We start from the raw sequence: 16,307 nt of genomic DNA, 5'->3' as shown, positions 1-16,307 counted from the left end.
ATGTCCTCAGGTCACATCGTGCGTGTCAGCCTCTCCGCCAACAACTTCGCGAACGACGCCGGGTCGTCCAGCTCGCCACCCTCGGCGAGCAGGGCCGTCCCGTACAGCAGCTTGGCCGTCTCGGCCAGCGCCATCTCGTCCTTCTTCTCCGCGTGAGCCTTCTCCAGCGCGGTGACCAGTGCGTGGTCCGGATTGAGCTCGAGAATGCGCTTGGTCTTGGGGACCGGCTGGCCGGAGGCGCGGTACATCTTCTCGAGCTGCGGGCTCAGAGAGAAGTCGTCGCCGACGATGCACGCGGGTGAGGTGGTCAGGCGTGAGGACAGGCGGACCTCCTTGACGTCGTCGGACAGCGTCTCGGCCATCCACGTGGTGAGGTCGGCGAACCGGGCCTTCTGCGCATCCTTCTCCTCGGATTCGGCCTCGTCGTCACCCAGATCGACGGCACCCTTGGCGATGGAGCGGAACGGCTTCCCGTCGAACTCGGGAACGGACCCGGTCCACATCTCGTCGACGGCGTCGGTGAGAATCAGCACCTCGAGCCCCTTGGCGGTGAACGCCTCCATGTGCGGGGAGTTCTCCACCTGCTGACGCGACTCGCCGGTCATGTAGTAGATCGCGTCCTGGCCGTCCTTCATGCGAGAGACGTACTCCGCCAACGTGGTCGGCTTCTCGTCGCTCTGCGTCGTCGCGAAGGACGACAGCCCGAGGATGGTCTCCTGGTTGTCGTGGTCGGACAGCAGCCCTTCCTTGAGGGCACGGCCGAATTCACCCCAGAACGTGCTGTACTTCTCCGGCTCGTTCGCCTGCAGGTCCTTGACGGTGCTCAGCACCTTCTTGGTCAGGCGGCGACGGATCGCGCGGATCTGGCGGTCCTGCTGCAGGATCTCACGAGAGACGTTGAGCGACAGATCGGCTGCGTCGACGACACCCTTGACGAAGCGCAGGTACTCGGGGACGAGTTCCTCGCAGTCGTCCATGATGAACACGCGCTTCACGTACAGCTGGATGCCGATCTTCGACTCCCGCATGAAGAGGTCGAACGGCGCACGCGACGGAATGAAGAGCAGGGCCTGGTACTCGAAGGTGCCCTCGGCCTTCATGGGGATGACCTCGAGCGGCTCGTCCCAGGCGTGGCTGACGTGACGGTAGAACTCGGTGTACTCCTCGTCGGAGACCTCGTCCTTCGACCGCGTCCACAGCGCCTTCATCGAGTTGACGGTCTCGTCCTCGAGCACCGTCGTGGCGTCGTCGCCCTCGCCGGTGGTCTTCTCGACCTGCATGCGGATGGGCCACGCGATGAAGTCCGAGTACCGCTTCACCAGTTCACGGATCTTGTGCTCGGACGTGTAGTCGTAGAGGTGATCGTCGTCGTCGGCCGGCTTGAGGTGCAGGGTCACGGCGCTGCCCTGAGGCGCGTCGGACACCTCCTCGATGGTGTACGTGCCTTCACCGCTGGACTCCCAGCGAGTCGCGGCGTCCTCGCCCGCGCGCCGGGTCACGAGGGTGACCTTGTCGGCCACCATGAACGTGGAGTAGAAGCCGATTCCGAACTGGCCGATGAGCTCCTCGGACGCGGCCGCATCCTTCGCTTCCTTCAGCTTCGCGCGGACCTCGGCGGTGCCCGACTTCGCGAGCGTGCCGATGAGATCGACGACCTCGTCGCGCGACATGCCGATGCCGTTGTCCCGCACGGTGAGGGTGCGGTTCTCCTTGTCGATCTCCAGGTCGATGTGGAGATCGGAGGTGTCGGCGCCGAGATCCTTGTTCTGGAACGACTCGAGTCGCAGCTTGTCCAGTGCGTCCGACGAGTTGGACACCAACTCGCGGAGGAACGAGTCCTTGTTGGAGTAGACCGAATGGATCATCAGATCCAACAGCTGCCGGGTCTCGGCCTGGAACTGCATTTCTTCGACGTGCGCGGTCACGTGACTCCCCTGATCGAAACAAGTGCCTGGTTGACCCTCCTATTTTACGGCAACCGTGTCTGCTGTCCCGCGTACCTCTTCCCTCGTAACAGTCCGCACGGTACGGTTCGCCAAGGCCGGGACTCTCTCATCGAAAGGTGTGTGTCATGGTGCGAATCGGAGTTCGACGAATGATCGGTGGGGTGCTCGCCGCCGGAGCCGTCACGGCGGGATCGGTCCTGGCAGGGGCGGGAACCGCGTCCGCGGAGCCGACGTACGTCGGGCCGCTGTACTACGAGGTGGTGCCGGGGTTCTTCCCCACGTGTCCGGACGTCGCTGCAGCAGAGCGCGCCAAGGGCACGACCATCCTGGTCGACTGCATCCGCTGGTTCGGACCTCAGCGTGGTTTCTCGCTGACTCCGTACCAACTCATTGCCGGCATCGCGCCCCTCGACGGCAGTTAGCCGGCCCGTGTCCCGATCGTGACGTGAGTGCAGGTAACGACGCCACGAAAAAGACCGATGGGTATGTCAGAGGGGGTGGCGTTCGGCCGGCTCCGGACAGGAGTCGACATGCCGTTCTCGATGAGCACACGGGCCGCCGTCGCGGCCGCTCTGGTCGCCGGCGCCGCGGTGCTGGGGGCCTGTTCGGATCCGGAGCAGGTGACGTCTGCGACGGCGGTTCCGGCGCCCGCTGAAACCTCGGTCGTGACGCCGACGGGGACATCGGTCGTGGCGCCGACGGGAACACCGGTCACGGCCCCGACCGACGCCGAGGAACAGTCGGTCGAGCAGCCGCCGTCCACCGTGCGATCAGAAGAGTCGGCAGGGTCGGCAGACGCACTCCCGCGCCCGGGCTCGCAGGAGGTCTCGGTGGATCCTGAGCTCTTCCGCGACAGTGGCGGGGCCGGTGAGGGGTACTACTTCCGGACACCGTCGGGAAATGTGTCGTGCGGGCTCTTCCCGAACGGAACCTCGGTCGGATTCCTGGGATGCCAGGCCGTGTCCAGCGTCGCTCCCGACGAGGGCGAGGTCTGCTCGAACAGTGCCACCAGCAAGTACGCCGTCCGCGTGGAGAGCACCGGGCCGATCCATTACTGCACGAATCAGGGCTACTTCACCGGGTCGGAGAACATCCGCACACTGCAGTACGGCGAGGTGATCAACACGGGGCAGAGTTTCTGCGTCTCTCGGGAGGACGGAGTCGCCTGCGCCCGCGTCGGCTCCACCGCGTTCTTCCTCTCCCGTGACGAGAACACCACCCTGCGCTGACACCGGTCAGCGGTGGTCGATCGTGGTGCGTATCTGCGTCGTCGACGGGGCAGCGGGGGTGGACCCGAATCCGAACCGCACCGGCGGCTCCACCGGTGACAGGTGTCCCAGATCGTCGCCCTTCCACGATGCCGTCGCGCCGACGATGCTGCGCTGCCCTCGCGCTCCGTAGTACTCGCGTCGCCCACCGCCCGCGGTGCCCCTGGTCCGCACGCCGCGCATCACGACCCGCGCGATCGGGTCGCTCACCGTACAGAACCAGGGTGCGGTGACCACCGATGTCGGTGCGACGGACAGCAGTCGACCCAGCAGGGTGGGGCCGCCGATCTGGAACGACACCTCGAGATCACCCGCCGAGACGCCGACGCGGTCGCCTCGGCGGTGATACGAGACGTCGGTGATGGTCGTCGTGTCGAAGTGGTAGGTCGCGGTGACGAATTCGCGGACCGCGTCGGACGGTGCCAGCAGGAGGCGCTCGCCGTCCGCGAACTCGACCATGACATCGGTGAAGTCGCCGAGTGGCGACGACGTCCAGTGGCCGACGACGATCCTGGTTCCGCTGGAGGTCCCGAGACCGGCGATGTCGCCGTCGAAGATCGATCGTGTCACCGGCTCGACAGTAGCGTCGAGGTGGCACTGTGAGGCGATCGAGGTTCGGGGGAGCCCCCGACTGGGCATCATGGAGGCATGGCTGACACTGCGACATCCGAATCCGGCGGAGCTCCGACCGTCTTCGTGCTCTTCGGGGCGACGGGAGACCTTGCCAAGCGCATGGTGCTGCCGGCGTTCTACGAACTGGCTCAGGAAGGGCTGCTGCCCGAGCAGTGGGCGTTGGTGGGCAACGGTCGAGGTGAGAAGACCGACGACGAGTTCCGCGAGCACATCCGCGCGGCGCTCGAGGAGTTCGGACCCGGCGAGGGTGTCGACAGCATCGACGAGAAGGTGTGGTCGTCGTTTGCGGACCGTGTTCGCTTCGCGGGCAACGGATTCACTGCCGATGATCCGGGAGACCTGCTGACGGTCATCGGAGACGTGAAGGACGAGCTGGGCGGCGACGTGCAGCTCGTGCACTACATCGCGCTGCCGCCCTCGACCTTCATCGACTACACCGAGGCGCTCGGCGCACACGATCTCGCGGAGGGCGCGCGAGTGGTCTACGAGAAGCCGTTCGGCACGTCGCAGGAGAACTTCGAGAAGCTCGACGAGGCGGTCCATGCCATCGTCGACGAGAAGCAGGTCTATCGGATCGACCACTTCCTCGGCAAGGAGAACACCCAGAACCTGCACATCCTGCGCTTCGCGAACGGGATGATCGAGGGGATCTGGAACCGGGAACACGTGGAGCAGGTGCAGATCGACGTGCCGGAGACGCTGGACATCGACGACCGTGCCGAGTTCTACGACGCCACGGGTGCCGTGCTCGACATGTTGGTGACCCACCTGTTCCAGGTCGCGGCCGAGGTGGCCATGGAGCCCCCACTCAGCCTCGGTGCGGACGACCTGCAGACTGCCCGCGAGTCGGTCATCGCGGCGTTCCGCCCGCTCGACACGTCCGAGGTGGTCCTAGGTCAGTACCGCGGCTACCAGGACACCCCGGGTATCGCGGACGATTCGTCGACCGACACGTTCGTCGCCGCACGCATGTGGGTCGACACCGACCGGTGGCGCGACGTTCCCTTCGTCCTGCGCACCGGCAAGATGTTGGGAACCAGCACGCAGCGGGTGTCGCTCGTGTTCCGTCGCCCCGAGGGGCCGGTGAAGCACCTGCCGGCCGACGGCGCCGTGCTGACGTTCGACCTGTCGGGCGACGGCCGAGTGGACATCGCCATGACGGTCAAGGAGCCCGGCCCCGGCGAGGACCTCGGGATCGGTCGGATGTCGCTCGACCTGTCGACGGTGTCGGACGCCGAACCGCTGTCGCCCTATTCACGACTCATTCTCGACGTTCTCGACGGTGACCGATCGCTGTTCACCCGTCCCGACGGACTGGCTCACGTGTGGGAGGTCGCCGCACCGTTGTTGACCTCTCCGCCGGATGTGCTCCCGTACGAGCCCGGCTCGATGGGACCCGAGGCAGCGAACGATCTTGCCTCTCCCTGTGGTTGGTTGGTCACCGGAGACGAGTGATCGAACGCCGCGCGATGGTCATGCTCGGGGAACCAGCATGACCATCGCGAGGTAGAGCAGGGCGACGGTGCCGAACGAGACGAGGGCGCCGACCACGGTGAGGGCACGCACCAGGCTCGGGTCCCATCCGGTGTACGCGGCGACGCCGCCGCAGACGCCGGCGATCCAGGCGTCGTCTCGGCTTCTCGTCAGCTGCGTGGTGTGGTTCGGGTGGACGGTGGAGTTGCTCTCGTGGAATGTCATGTCTCCATCCTGGGTTCGGCCCGCGCGCTGCACCATCGGTGACCACCCCGAGACGTACCCTGAAACTCCGCCGGTCACGGCATCTGCTGTTCACCCCGTGATCACCGTCCCGTCTCCGGCGGCTCGTAGGTTCCTGGCCGTGACCGCTCTCGATGACTTCGCCCTGTCCCGGATCGTGGATCTCTCGGACACCTCGTCGTTCAGCGTGCGTGACGATGACGACGACGACCCCGTGCTGCTGACCGGTGACGGAGTCCCGGTGGACACCTGGCGCCAGGCGTACCCGTACGACGAGCGGATGCCACGCGCGGAATACGAAGGCACGAAACGGCTTCTGCAGATCGAGTTGCTGAAGCTGCAGATGTGGATCAAGGAGACCGGTGGACGCCACGTCATCGTCTTCGAGGGTCGCGACGCCGCCGGCAAGGGCGGCACGATCAAGCGCTTCATGGAGCATCTCAACCCTCGCGGCGCACGGGTGGTGGCACTCGAGAAGCCGTCGCCGCGCGAATCGACGGAGTGGTACTTCCAGCGGTACGTCACCCACCTACCGGCTGCCGGTGAGCTGGTCCTGTTCGACCGTTCCTGGTACAACCGGGCCGGCGTGGAACGCGTCATGGGGTTCTGCAGCGACGAGCAGTATCACCGATTCCTGCACCAGGCACCGTTGTTCGAGCAGATGCTCGTCGACGACGGAGTACAGCTGACCAAGTTCTGGTTCTCGGTGTCCCAGCTCGAACAGCGGACGCGCTTCGCCATCCGCCAGGTCGATCCGGTGCGGCAGTGGAAGCTCTCGCCCATGGACCTCGCCTCCCTGGACAAGTGGGACGCGTACACGAGGGCCAAGGAGGACATGATCCGGTTCACCCACACCGATCACGCGCCGTGGACCACGGTGAAGAGCAACGACAAGAAACGCGCCCGCCTCGAGGCGATGCGCTTCGTGCTGAACAGCTTCGACTACTCGAACAAGGACCACGAGGTGGTGGGGCGACCGGATCCGTCCATCGTCGGACTCGCGGAACCGGACACCGACTGACCTAGCGGGTGCCGCCCCCGAGCGTCCGCCACAGGAACGTGTACGCCAGAGCGGACTTGAATGCGGCCTGCGCGTTGTCCGCCGCACCGCCGTGGCCGCCCTCGATGTTCTCGTAGTAGGAGACGTCGTACCCGTACTCCTCGAGGAGGGCATCCATCTTGCGCGCGTGTCCGGGGTGCACGCGGTCGTCCCTCGTCGACGTCGTGATGAGGATCGGCGGATACACACCGATCGAGTTCCCCGGCGGTGAGACGTTCTGGTACGGGCTGTACTCGGAGATGAAGGCCCACTCGTCGGGATCGTCGGGATCTCCGTACTCGGCCATCCACGATGCGCCGGCCAAGAGGCGGTGATACCGCTTCATGTCCAGGAGCGGCACCTGACACACGATGGCGCCGAACGACTCCGGGTACTTGGTGAGCATGATGCCCATGAGCAGGCCGCCGTTGCTGCCGCCCTGCGCGCCCAACTGGTCCGGGGTGGTGATGCCGCGCTCCACCAGATCGCTCGCGACCGCCGCGAAGTCCTCGTGCACCTTGTGTCGACCGGACTTCAGCACCTCGGTGTGCCACGACGGCCCGTACTCGCCGCCGCCGCGGATGTTCGCCACCACATAGGTGCCGCCCCGCGCCAGCCAGGCCGCGCCGACCACGCCGCTGTAGGACGGGGTGAGGGAGACCTCGAAGCCGCCGTATCCGTAGAGGAGGGTGGGGCCTGCGGCCGTCGGACGGTCCTGCGTCGCGGGGTTCCGGACGACGAAGTAGGGCACGCGGGTGCCGTCGAGTGAGGTGGCGAAGTACTGCTCGACCGCGAGGCCCGTGGTGTCGAAGAACGCGGGAGCGGACTTCAGGACCTCGGGTGCGGTCCCGACGGTGCCCACCAGAAGGGTGGACGGGGTGAGGTGGCCGCTCGCGTCGAGGAAGTACTCGTCACCGCCGAACTCGGGGTCGGTGCCGATGATCGTGACGTCGACGGCGTCCGGAAGTCCTTGCAGGCGTTCGGAGGTGACCGTGTCGCCCAGCGTCACCACGTGCACGCTGGAACGGACGTCCTCGAGCAGCACCATCAGCAGATGGTTCTCGGTCCAGGCGTACTGATGCAGCGACGTGCGGGCGTCGGGCGCGAAGACGACGACCAGATCTCGTGCACCGGCGAGGAACTCGTCGATCTTCGCGGCCAGCAGCGACCCTGCGGCGTACTCGGTGCCGTCGACGGTCCATGCGGTCGTCAGGCGAACGATCAACCAGTTCTCGTGCAGGGACACCGAGGCGTCGGTGGGCACGTCGAGGACGGTGGTCGATCCGTCGTCGTTCAGGATCGACGTGACCGCGTTGAAGAAGTCGGTGGCGCGCTGGACCAGGCTGCGCTCGTAGCCGGGCGTCGCATCGTGGGAGGCGGAGACCGCGACGTCGGTCTGCTCACCCTCGTACACGACGGGAGCCTCCGCGAGAGGCGTTCCACGGTGCCATCGGTGGGCGCGCCGGGGGTACCCGGAGTCGGTGAGCGACCCCGGTCCGAGATCCGTGCCGACGAAGACGGTGTCCGCGTCGATCCAGTCGATGTCCGTCTTGGCCTCGGGGACGACGAAGCCACCGTCCTCGGGTGCGACGAAGGAGCGGGACGTGAGCGAGTACTCGCGGATCACCGATGCGTCCGCGCCGCCGCGCGACAGGGAGATCAGCGCGCGGTCGAACGACGGACGGAGCACCTGCGCGCTCTTCCACACCCAGTTCTCGCCCTCGGCCTCGGCGAGAGCGTCGAGATCGAGGATGACGTCCCAGACGGGACTGTCCTTCCGGTACTCCTCCATCGTGGTACGCCGCCACAGCCCGCGAGGGTGCGACGCGTCCTTCCAGAAGTTGTAGAGGTGGTCACCGCGCTTGCGTGGGTACGGGATGCGCGCGTCGGTGTCGAGAATGCTCCGGATGTCGGACTCGAGTGTCCTGAACTCGTCGTTCGCGGTGAACTCGTCGACCGTGCGCTCGTTCCGGGTGCGGACCCACTCCAGGGCGGCGTCGCCGGTCACGTCTTCGAGCCATTCGTACTTGTCGGTCACGCGCACCATTCTGCCCGCGGAGCGATGCCGCCGTTGGGTGCCGAAACAGTGCGTGGAGGAACCGTAGTGGCATCAAAACAAGATCACGGTATGTTTATAGGGTAGTATCACGCCACAAAGGACGTAAAGAGTCCGTATTCGGTCGGGGAGACCATCACAGGGAGTGGATGATGACCGTGTCGATCCAGAGCGACGGCGTCGGAGCCGTGCCGAACCACGATGTGCCGGGGCACGGTGCGCCGGGTTCCAGGAGCCGTGTTCACGGCACCTCGGCTCGGGGAACCGACTACGTCGGCGTGCGCGTCGTGTACCTCGGCCACCGATCGGCGGTGGTCACCGCAGCGATGCGCCTGACCCTGCCCGGCGCCGAGGTGACGTTCGTCGAGGCGGATCGTCTGCACGAGCTGTCCGTCGACGGTGAGGCGATCGTCCTGATGGACGAGTCGCACGACCCGGCCGACGTCCCCGCTCTCCTCGAGGCCGCGGCGCGCCGCAGTGTCGGCATGGTGGTGGGATCGCGCAGCACGACGGGTGGTCGAGACGGATCGTCCGCGCTGCGTCGAGTGGGCACGAGGGTCGCGAACGCGCTGATCCGGCACACCGCTGACCTGCCCCTGCGCGACGTCACCTCCAGCTTCCGCGTGTACACGGGCGACGCCTGGCGGTCCATCGGCGGCGCCGCGGCGCTCCGAGGTGGTCTCCTCCCGTCGCTCGTCACCTCCGCCCACGCCGTGCACCATCAGCGCTGGATCATCGCCGAGGTGCCGGTGAGCACGCGGCCGCTGTCCGGCAGTGCGCGACCGAACGTCGGCGCACTTGCACGCACGGTCGTCCTTCTCGCGAGGCGCCGTCGGGCCTAGAGTCGTCCGGGTGACCGAACCCCGCACGCCGACGGAACTGTGGGAACAGCACACCTGCTTACCGCTGTACGCGGACACCGACATCACCGAACTCGCGCGGTACGAGGCGGGCAGCTACATCTCCGTGAACGTCGGATACTCGCCCCACACCAAGGCGTCGGCGACGGAGTTGGCCACGACGTGGAGTGCGCGGGCACTCGCGGACGGTCGTTTCCTTCCGGTGCGGAGCGTCGCCGACATCGACGACGCGCGACGACGGGGACTGCGTGCCCTCGCCTTCGACCTCGAGGACTCCGCTCCTCTCGACGGCGACCTCGACAACGTGCGGTATTTCGTGGAGCTGGGTGTGCGCTCGATGCTGCCCACCTACAACCATGCGAACGCCGCGGGATGCGGATGCCTCGACGCCGTCGACACGGGCCTCACCGCTCACGGACGCGACCTGATCCGTGCGATGAACGAGGCGGGCATAGCGGCGGACGGGTCGCACTGTTCCCGGCGGACGGGGCTCGACATCGCCGCGACGACGTCCCGGCCGATGATCTACAGTCACTCCAATTTCGCTGCACTGTGGGAACATCCGCGGAACATCACCGACGAGCAGGCGCGCGCGTGCGCCGACACCGGTGGTGTGGTCGGCATCAACGGGGTGGGCATCTTCCTCGGCGTCAACGAACCCGAGCGTGGCGCGGATCGGGTACGCGCCATGGCCGATCACGTCGAGTACGGCGTCGACCTGGTGGGGATCGACCACATCGGTGTCGGCAGCGACTACTCCTTCGACCACGAGGACTTCAACACCGAATTGGCGCTCCACCCCGAGGCGTTCTCCGAGGAGTACACGAGATACGGTGCACTGCAGTGGGTTCCGCCCGAGGGCACCCACACGCTCCCTGCCGTGCTCGCCGAACGCGGCTGGGACGAGGGTGCGGTGGCGGCGATATTCGGCGGCAACTTCCGCCGCGTCGCCGACGCAGTCTGGACGTGATCTTCTCCGATCAGCCAGGAGTGAGCCGGAAGATCGGAAAGCGTCGACCCTCGGCAGTGTCGATGTAGTCGAGGAAGCCGGGCGACGCGGCGGTGAACTTCGCCCACTGGGTCTCCCACTCGTCGTCGCCCACCTCGGTCACGTCGACGGTGACGGTCCGCACGGCGCCGTCCCCGGGCACTTCGACGTCGATCCGGGGATTCGACCGCAGGTTGTGCACCCACGCCGGGTCCTTCACCGCGCCGGCCGCCGATCCCACGATGAGCCAGGTGCCACTCTCGGCGATGGCGAACAGCGGGTTGAGTCGTACCTCGCCGCTGCGCGCACCGATCGAGTGCAGCACCACGAGGTTGTCGCCGAAGCCGGCTGTGCGGACGTGGCCGGCGTTGTCCCGGAATTCGGAGATGACCTGCTCGTTGAAGTCGCTCACCCGACCATCATCACCGGCGGGAGTCGGAATGAGAAGAGTCGACGAGGGGAATAACGACCGAGTCGCCCCCCTTGCACCTGTGGAGAGTGCGCGTTGCTTGGTCCGCTCGTGGACCGGGTAGTCCGCTCGCAGCTTCACCAGAACTCGACGACGAGGAGATATCCCCCATGACACAGGTTCCTTCGATTTCCCTCAACGACGGCCGGTCCATCCCCCAGCTGGGTTTCGGTGTCTTCCAGATCGAGCCGGAGAAGACCGCCGATGCCGTCCGCACCGCGATCGAGGTCGGCTACCGCCACCTGGACACCGCGCAGATGTACGGCAACGAGAAGGAGACCGGCCAGGGGGTGAAGGACTCGGGCGTCTCCCGTGACGACGTCTGGATCACCAGCAAGCTCAACAACGGCTTCCACCGCCCCGACGACGCTCGTCGCTCGTTCGACGAGACCCTCGAGAAGCTGGGCACCGACTACATCGACCTGTTCCTCATCCACTGGCCGCTGCCGACGCAGTACGACGGCGACTACGTGTCCACGTGGAAGGTGCTCGAAGAGTTCAAGAGAGACGGACGGGCACGCAGCATCGGTGTCTCGAACTTCCAGGTGCCGCACCTCGAGAAGCTGGCGCAGGAGACCGAGACCGTCCCGTCGGTCAATCAGATCGAGGTCCACCCGTACTTCTCGAACTACCAGGTGCGCGCGTACGGCGCGGAGCACGGCATCGCCACCGAGGCGTGGTCACCCATCGCGCAGGGCAAGGTTCTCGACGACCCCGAGCTCGAGCGGATCGCGAAGGACGTCGGCAAGACGACCGCACAGGTCACCCTCCGCTGGCACATCCAGCGCGGCGACATCATCTTCCCTAAGTCGGTCACGCGTGAGCGTGTCGAGGCGAACTTCGACATCTTCGACTTCGAACTCGACGACCGTCAGATCGCCGACATCTCGGCGCTGGACAAGGGCGAGGACGGCCGCACCGGCCCGAACCCCGACACCTTCGACATGATCCCCGACTGATCACCTCCGGCCCTCCCGGCTCCATGTCGGCCGGCCTCCGGCCTTCCCGGTGAAATAAAGACACGAAAGGTCCGGTTACCAACCAGTAGCCGGACCTTTCGATGTGTGTCCGGATCGACGGGACTAAGGTGGACCACCGTGACCTCACACTATGACGTCGTCGTTCTCGGAGCCGGACCCGGTGGATACGTCGCTGCCATCCGCGCGGCACAACTGGGCCTGAAAACCGCCATCATCGAGCAGAAGTACTGGGGCGGTGTGTGCCTGAACGTGGGCTGCATCCCGTCCAAGGCGCTGCTGCGCAACGCGGAACTGGCGCACCTGTTCACCAAGGAGGCCAAGCAGTTCGGCATCTCCGGTGACGTGTCGTTCGATTTCGGCGCGGCGTACGACCGCAGCCGCAAGGTGGCGGACGGCCGCGTCAAGGGCATCCACTTCCTGATGAAGAAGAACAAGATCGACCAGCTCGACGGCAAGGGGTCGTTCACCGACGCCAACACCATCGAGGTGGAGCTGACGAAGGGTGGCAGCGAGACCGTCACCTTCGACAACGCGATCATCTCCACCGGCAGCACCACCAAGCTGCTGCCGGGAACGTCGCTCAGCGAGAACGTCGTGACGTACGAAGAGCAGATCATGACGAAGGAGCTCCCGGGCTCCATCCTCATCGTCGGCGCGGGCGCCATCGGCATGGAGTTCGGGTACGTCCTGAAGAACTACGGCGTCGACGTCACCATCGTCGAGTTCCTCGATCGCGCCCTCCCGAACGAGGACGAGGACGTCTCCAAGGAGATCGCCAAGCAGTACAAGAAGCTCGGCGTGAAGATCATGACCGGCGCCGCGGTGCAGAGCATCGACGACGACGGCAGCAAGGTCACCGTCGCGATCAAGAACAACAAGAGCGGCGAGACCGAGACGGTCACCGTCGACAAGGTCATGCAGTCCGTCGGATTTGCTCCTCGCGTCGAGGGTTTCGGGCTCGACAAGACGGGCGTCGAGGTCACCGATCGCGGCGCCATCGCCATCGACTCGGTCATGCGCACCAACGTGCCGCACATCTACGCGATCGGCGACGTGACGGCGAAGCTGCAGCTCGCGCATGTCGCCGAGGCACAGGGTGTCGTGGCGGCCGAGACCATCGGCGGCGCCGAGACGCTTCCCATCGACGACTACCGCTTCATGCCGCGCGCGACCTTCTGCCAGCCCCAGGTTGCCAGCTTCGGTCTCACCGAGCAGCAGGCCAAGGACGCCGGCCACGACATCAAGGTCGCGACGTTCCCGATGACGGCGAACGGCAAGGCGCACGGCCTCGGCGATCCCACCGGCTTCGTCAAGCTCATCGCCGACACGAAGCACGGCGAGCTGCTCGGCGGGCACCTCATCGGACCCGACGTCTCGGAGCTCCTCCCGGAGCTGACGCTCGCGCAGAAGTGGGACCTGACGGCCACCGAACTCGCGCGCAACGTGCACACGCACCCGACCCTCTCCGAGGCACTGCAGGAGGCCATCCACGGCCTCGCAGGGCACATGATCAACTTCTGATCCTCCGACGACGACACCCCGGCCGCTCACGAGCGACCGGGGTGTTCTCGTCTGTGCTGCTACTGGTAGTCGCGGGGGATGCGCAGCGTCGTGATCGTGGTGGCGAGTCCGTCGTACTGGGTCACCAGTAGCACGAACTCGATGAGCGATCGGGACGACCAGACCGTCGTCAGTTCGGTCCATGTGGCATCGGACAGATCGCGGGTCGACACCACTTCGTCCACCGCCCGCAGGATCAGGGCGGTCCGACTGTCGAGACCCGGAGCGTCGGGACCGGCGGCGATGGCATCGGCGAGGGCGTCGTCGATGCCGGCGCGCGCGCCCAGACGGAGGTGATGGTCCTGTTCGTACCGGCAGTCGCGCAGTGCGGCGACGCGCAGGATCACCGTCTCGGTGTCCTTGCGAGGTAAACCGCCGAACGGCATCAGGCGGCCGCTGTAGAACAGCCAGGCGCGGAACAGGCCGCCCGTCTGTCCCAGAGTGGAGAACAGGTGCATGTCGCCGGTGCGGGTGACCGCGCCGGCCAGTCGGGCGATGCCCCAGTTGACGGGACGCAGCGAGCGGAGGGTGGCCGGAGGGGTGCGATGTCCTGTCACGTCGCTGAGGCTAACACCCGAGACGTGTGCCGCCAGGTGCTTGCGTGTCAAGCACTCTTGACACGAAATGACAAGTGGAGTTGACTTGGATCATGGTCGTGACGAACCGGGTGCGGGAGTTCCGAAAGTCGTCGCGCCTGACCCAGGCGGAACTGGGGCGGGCGTGCGGAGTGAGCCGGCAGTCGATCGTCTCGGTCGAGGGTGGCGATTATTCGCCCAGCGTGTACCTGGCCCTGAAGCTGGCGGGAGCGCTCGACTCCACGGTCGAGGATCTCTTCCCGCTCACCCCCGATGATCGGCTCGAACCCGAGGAGGAATCCTGATGAGTACCTTCACCACGACGATGCGTTTCGTCGGCGATCTGGACAACGAGTTCTATGACGACGAGCGTCAGAGAGACGTGTGGAACGAGGCAGCAGCCGTGGGTCTGCAGTTGCACGCGTTCGGTGGGTTGATCGCCGCCGCCGTCCTCCCGTGGGTGGCCGGTGCGACGGGTGCGTGGATCGCGTTGGGCATCATCGTCTTCGGTGCGGTCGTGAACTACGCGATCATCGGGTACGCGAAGTCGAAGAACGTCGACCTGTTCGCGGAATCGCGGTGGTTCACGGCGCGCGGCAACGTGACCGCCGCGCTGATGCTCGTCGCCCTTGTCGGCATCGGTGTGACTCTCGCCCCCGAGAAGTACCTGCCGAGCCGCGCGGGAACCGACACGTGGGCGGGCCTGGTGGTCGGGGGAGTCGTCGGCGGCGGAGCGGTGGCGCTGATGATCCGGCGCAGCCGCCGTCGCAAGGAGCAGTTCGAGACCGAAGAGGACTGAGTCAGCGAATGGTGTAGGGCGACACCGAGCTTCGATGCTCGTCGATGTCGAGCTCCTTGCCCAGTGGCGGGAACGCCCGTTGCGGGCAGTGGGCGCGTTCGCACACGCGGCACCCGGCGCCGATCGGCGTCGCCACTGTGGAACCGTCCAGCTCCAGTCCGTCGGCGTAGACGAGCCGATTCCCGTGGCGCACCTCGCATCCCAGACCGATGGCGAACGTCTTGCCGGGTTCGCCGTAGCGCGCCGCTCGCCGCTCCACCGTGCGCGCGATCCACAGGTAGCGCCGACCGTCGGGCATCTCGGCGATCTGGGTCATGATCTTGCCCGGGTAGGCGAACGTCTCGTACACGTTCCACAGCGGACAGGTGCCGCCGCTCGACGAGAAGTGGAACCCGGTGGCCGACTGGCGTTTGGACATGTTTCCGGCACGGTCGACCCGGACGAACGAGAACGGGACCCCGCGGAGCGACGGCCGCTGCAGCGTCGAGAGCCGGTGACAGATGGTCTCGTAACTCACCGCGTAGTAGGCGGAGAGTCGTTCGATGTCGTACCGGAAATCCTCCGCCACCTCGTGGAAGCGCGCGTACGGCAGCACGGTCGCCGCGGCGAAGTAGTTGGCGAAGCCGAGTCGCGCCAGTGCCCGCGACTCCTCGCCCGTGAAGCCCCCGTCCTCGACCATGCTGCGGATCAGGTCGCCGTTCTCCAGGTATGCGAGTTCGGCCGCGAAGCGGAACACCTTCTGGCCGGCCGAGAGTCGCGGGGAGATCTCGAGAACACGGGTCCGCGCGTCGAAGCGGTGCAGGACGTTCTCGCCCAGGTCGATGCGCTCGATGACCTGGACGTCGTACAGATTGCGGAGCCGTTTGGCTATCTCGGCCGCGACGTCCGCCCGGTGGAAGCGCAACCGGTTCGCCAGGTCCTCGGCCGCACGATCGAGTGCGTCGAGGTAGTTCTGGCGTTGGTAGAAGTAGTCGCGGACCTCCTCGTGCGGTTTCGAGATGGATCCGCTGCCGCTGCCGTCGGCGAAACGGTCCTCTGTCGCCGCCGCGAGTTGGGCGGTGGTGTTGCGGTACCGGCGATGCATGTTCACCATCGCGCGTGCCATCGCCGGGTGCGCCGCCACGAGGTCGGCGAGTTCGTCGATGTCGGCATCGACTCCGACGTCCTGATCGAGGGTGACCTCGCGCAGTTCGGCGACGAGCCGCGTGTTGTCCTGCGACGCGAAGAACGTGGTGTCGACGCCGAAGACCGTGGTGATGCGCGTCAGGACGGCCGTCGTCAACGGCCGGACGTCGTGCTCGATCTGGTTGAGGTAACTGGCCGAGATGTCGAGTCGATCGGCCAGAGCCACCTGGCTGAGTCCGCGCTCGGTCCGCAACTGGCGGAGGCGACTGCCCACGAAGGTCTTGGCCATGACT

The 16,307-nt window shown here is 66.3% G+C and carries 17 protein-coding genes; 10 read left to right on the top strand and 7 right to left on the bottom strand.

What is annotated here, in order from left to right:
* Window positions 1-11: 11 nt before the first annotated feature.
* Window positions 12-1,904, bottom strand: a complete 1,893-nt coding sequence (htpG, locus tag JOE30_RS01800) for a molecular chaperone HtpG (RefSeq protein ID WP_239533247.1) — start codon at window positions 1,902-1,904, stop codon at window positions 12-14.
* A 167-nt stretch (window positions 1,905-2,071) separates the two neighbouring features.
* Between htpG and JOE30_RS01795 the strand changes: the two genes are divergently transcribed.
* Window positions 2,072-2,368 carry a hypothetical protein gene (locus JOE30_RS01795; protein WP_204869140.1) on the top strand — a complete coding sequence of 99 codons (297 nt, stop codon included), beginning with the start codon at window positions 2,072-2,074 and terminating at the stop codon, window positions 2,366-2,368.
* 108 nt (window positions 2,369-2,476) lie between these two features.
* Window positions 2,477-3,175, top strand: coding sequence for a hypothetical protein (locus JOE30_RS01790; protein WP_209993090.1), 699 nt, complete (start codon window positions 2,477-2,479; stop codon window positions 3,173-3,175).
* A 6-nt stretch (window positions 3,176-3,181) separates the two neighbouring features.
* Here the strand turns inward: JOE30_RS01790 and JOE30_RS01785 are convergent, their stop codons facing one another.
* On the bottom strand, window positions 3,182-3,784 hold the full coding sequence (locus tag JOE30_RS01785; RefSeq protein WP_204869138.1) for a hypothetical protein: 603 nt from the start codon (window positions 3,782-3,784) through the stop codon (window positions 3,182-3,184).
* 78 nt (window positions 3,785-3,862) lie between these two features.
* On the opposite strand from JOE30_RS01785, the gene JOE30_RS01780 reads away from it, so the two are divergent.
* Window positions 3,863-5,302 (top strand): glucose-6-phosphate dehydrogenase (NADP(+)), encoded by a 1,440-nt coding sequence (locus JOE30_RS01780; RefSeq protein ID WP_204869137.1) that lies wholly within the window; start codon window positions 3,863-3,865, stop codon window positions 5,300-5,302.
* An 18-nt stretch (window positions 5,303-5,320) separates the two neighbouring features.
* Here the strand turns inward: JOE30_RS01780 and JOE30_RS01775 are convergent, their stop codons facing one another.
* Window positions 5,321-5,545, bottom strand: coding sequence for a PspC domain-containing protein (locus tag JOE30_RS01775; RefSeq protein WP_204869136.1), 225 nt, complete (start codon window positions 5,543-5,545; stop codon window positions 5,321-5,323).
* 139 nt (window positions 5,546-5,684) lie between these two features.
* Between JOE30_RS01775 and ppk2 the strand changes: the two genes are divergently transcribed.
* Window positions 5,685-6,584 carry a polyphosphate kinase 2 gene (gene ppk2 / locus JOE30_RS01770; protein ID WP_051613458.1) on the top strand — a complete coding sequence of 300 codons (900 nt, stop codon included), beginning with the start codon at window positions 5,685-5,687 and terminating at the stop codon, window positions 6,582-6,584.
* Window position 6,585: 1 nt separating this feature from the next.
* Here the strand turns inward: ppk2 and JOE30_RS01765 are convergent, their stop codons facing one another.
* Entirely contained in the window at window positions 6,586-8,649 is a 2,064-nt protein-coding gene (locus tag JOE30_RS01765) for a prolyl oligopeptidase family protein (RefSeq protein WP_204869135.1), read from the bottom strand.
* Window positions 8,650-8,810: 161 nt separating this feature from the next.
* On the opposite strand from JOE30_RS01765, the gene JOE30_RS01760 reads away from it, so the two are divergent.
* Window positions 8,811-9,500: a hypothetical protein gene (locus tag JOE30_RS01760; protein WP_204869134.1), complete on the top strand. Its 690-nt coding sequence runs from the start codon at window positions 8,811-8,813 to the stop codon at window positions 9,498-9,500.
* Between the two features lie 10 nt (window positions 9,501-9,510).
* Complete coding sequence (locus tag JOE30_RS01755; RefSeq protein ID WP_204869133.1) at window positions 9,511-10,488, top strand: dipeptidase; 978 nt, start codon at window positions 9,511-9,513, stop codon at window positions 10,486-10,488.
* Window positions 10,489-10,498: 10 nt separating this feature from the next.
* Here JOE30_RS01755 and JOE30_RS01750 read toward each other — a convergent pair whose 3' ends face one another.
* Window positions 10,499-10,918, bottom strand: coding sequence for a nitroreductase/quinone reductase family protein (locus JOE30_RS01750; RefSeq protein WP_204869132.1), 420 nt, complete (start codon window positions 10,916-10,918; stop codon window positions 10,499-10,501).
* 167 nt (window positions 10,919-11,085) lie between these two features.
* Here JOE30_RS01750 and JOE30_RS01745 point away from each other — a divergent pair, with 167 nt between their 5' ends.
* Window positions 11,086-11,934: an aldo/keto reductase gene (locus JOE30_RS01745; protein WP_204869131.1), complete on the top strand. Its 849-nt coding sequence runs from the start codon at window positions 11,086-11,088 to the stop codon at window positions 11,932-11,934.
* A gap of 138 nt (window positions 11,935-12,072) precedes the next feature.
* Entirely contained in the window at window positions 12,073-13,476 is a 1,404-nt protein-coding gene (gene lpdA / locus JOE30_RS01740) for a dihydrolipoyl dehydrogenase (protein ID WP_027506300.1), read from the top strand.
* Between the two features lie 59 nt (window positions 13,477-13,535).
* Here the strand turns inward: lpdA and JOE30_RS01735 are convergent, their stop codons facing one another.
* Window positions 13,536-14,072 (bottom strand): carboxymuconolactone decarboxylase family protein, encoded by a 537-nt coding sequence (locus tag JOE30_RS01735; protein WP_307806025.1) that lies wholly within the window; start codon window positions 14,070-14,072, stop codon window positions 13,536-13,538.
* A gap of 92 nt (window positions 14,073-14,164) precedes the next feature.
* Here JOE30_RS01735 and JOE30_RS01730 point away from each other — a divergent pair, with 92 nt between their 5' ends.
* Together JOE30_RS01730 and JOE30_RS01725 are read left to right on the top strand one after the other, a co-directional pair.
* The gene (locus JOE30_RS01730; protein WP_204869130.1) at window positions 14,165-14,395 is read left to right on the top strand and encodes a helix-turn-helix transcriptional regulator; all 231 of its coding nucleotides are present in this window, start codon (window positions 14,165-14,167) and stop codon (window positions 14,393-14,395) included.
* The gene (locus tag JOE30_RS01725; protein WP_204869129.1) at window positions 14,395-14,889 is read left to right on the top strand and encodes a DUF2029 domain-containing protein; all 495 of its coding nucleotides are present in this window, start codon (window positions 14,395-14,397) and stop codon (window positions 14,887-14,889) included. Before JOE30_RS01730 ends, JOE30_RS01725 begins: the two co-directional genes overlap by 1 nt.
* Window position 14,890: 1 nt before the next feature.
* On the opposite strand, the gene ramB is transcribed toward JOE30_RS01725, so the two are convergent.
* Window positions 14,891-16,303, bottom strand: a complete 1,413-nt coding sequence (ramB, locus tag JOE30_RS01720) for an acetate metabolism transcriptional regulator RamB (RefSeq protein ID WP_204869128.1) — start codon at window positions 16,301-16,303, stop codon at window positions 14,891-14,893.
* Window positions 16,304-16,307: the final 4 nt, after the last annotated feature.

This window comes from Rhodococcus sp. PvP016 (genome assembly GCF_017832185.1).
In the GTDB taxonomy this organism is placed as follows: Bacteria; Actinomycetota; Actinomycetes; order Mycobacteriales; family Mycobacteriaceae; genus Rhodococcoides.
The sequence above is the reverse complement of the archived record's forward strand: the minus strand, read 5'-3'. Positions and strand labels throughout refer to the sequence as shown.

Excerpts from the sequence above, each read along its gene's own strand:
- htpG (WP_239533247.1), bottom strand. The coding sequence starts at position 1,904 with ATGCAGTTCCAGGCCGAGACCCGGCAGCTGTTGGATCTGATGATCCAT.
- JOE30_RS01795 (WP_204869140.1), top strand. The coding sequence starts at position 2,072 with ATGGTGCGAATCGGAGTTCGACGAATGATCGGTGGGGTGCTCGCCGCC.
- JOE30_RS01790 (WP_209993090.1), top strand. The coding sequence starts at position 2,477 with ATGCCGTTCTCGATGAGCACACGGGCCGCCGTCGCGGCCGCTCTGGTC.
- JOE30_RS01780 (WP_204869137.1), top strand. The coding sequence starts at position 3,863 with ATGGCTGACACTGCGACATCCGAATCCGGCGGAGCTCCGACCGTCTTC.
- JOE30_RS01775 (WP_204869136.1), bottom strand. The coding sequence starts at position 5,545 with ATGACATTCCACGAGAGCAACTCCACCGTCCACCCGAACCACACCACG.
- JOE30_RS01765 (WP_204869135.1), bottom strand. The coding sequence starts at position 8,649 with ATGGTGCGCGTGACCGACAAGTACGAATGGCTCGAAGACGTGACCGGC.
- JOE30_RS01760 (WP_204869134.1), top strand. The coding sequence starts at position 8,811 with ATGACCGTGTCGATCCAGAGCGACGGCGTCGGAGCCGTGCCGAACCAC.
- JOE30_RS01745 (WP_204869131.1), top strand. The coding sequence starts at position 11,086 with ATGACACAGGTTCCTTCGATTTCCCTCAACGACGGCCGGTCCATCCCC.
- JOE30_RS01730 (WP_204869130.1), top strand. The coding sequence starts at position 14,165 with ATGGTCGTGACGAACCGGGTGCGGGAGTTCCGAAAGTCGTCGCGCCTG.
- JOE30_RS01725 (WP_204869129.1), top strand. The coding sequence starts at position 14,395 with ATGAGTACCTTCACCACGACGATGCGTTTCGTCGGCGATCTGGACAAC.
- ramB (WP_204869128.1), bottom strand. The coding sequence starts at position 16,303 with ATGGCCAAGACCTTCGTGGGCAGTCGCCTCCGCCAGTTGCGGACCGAG.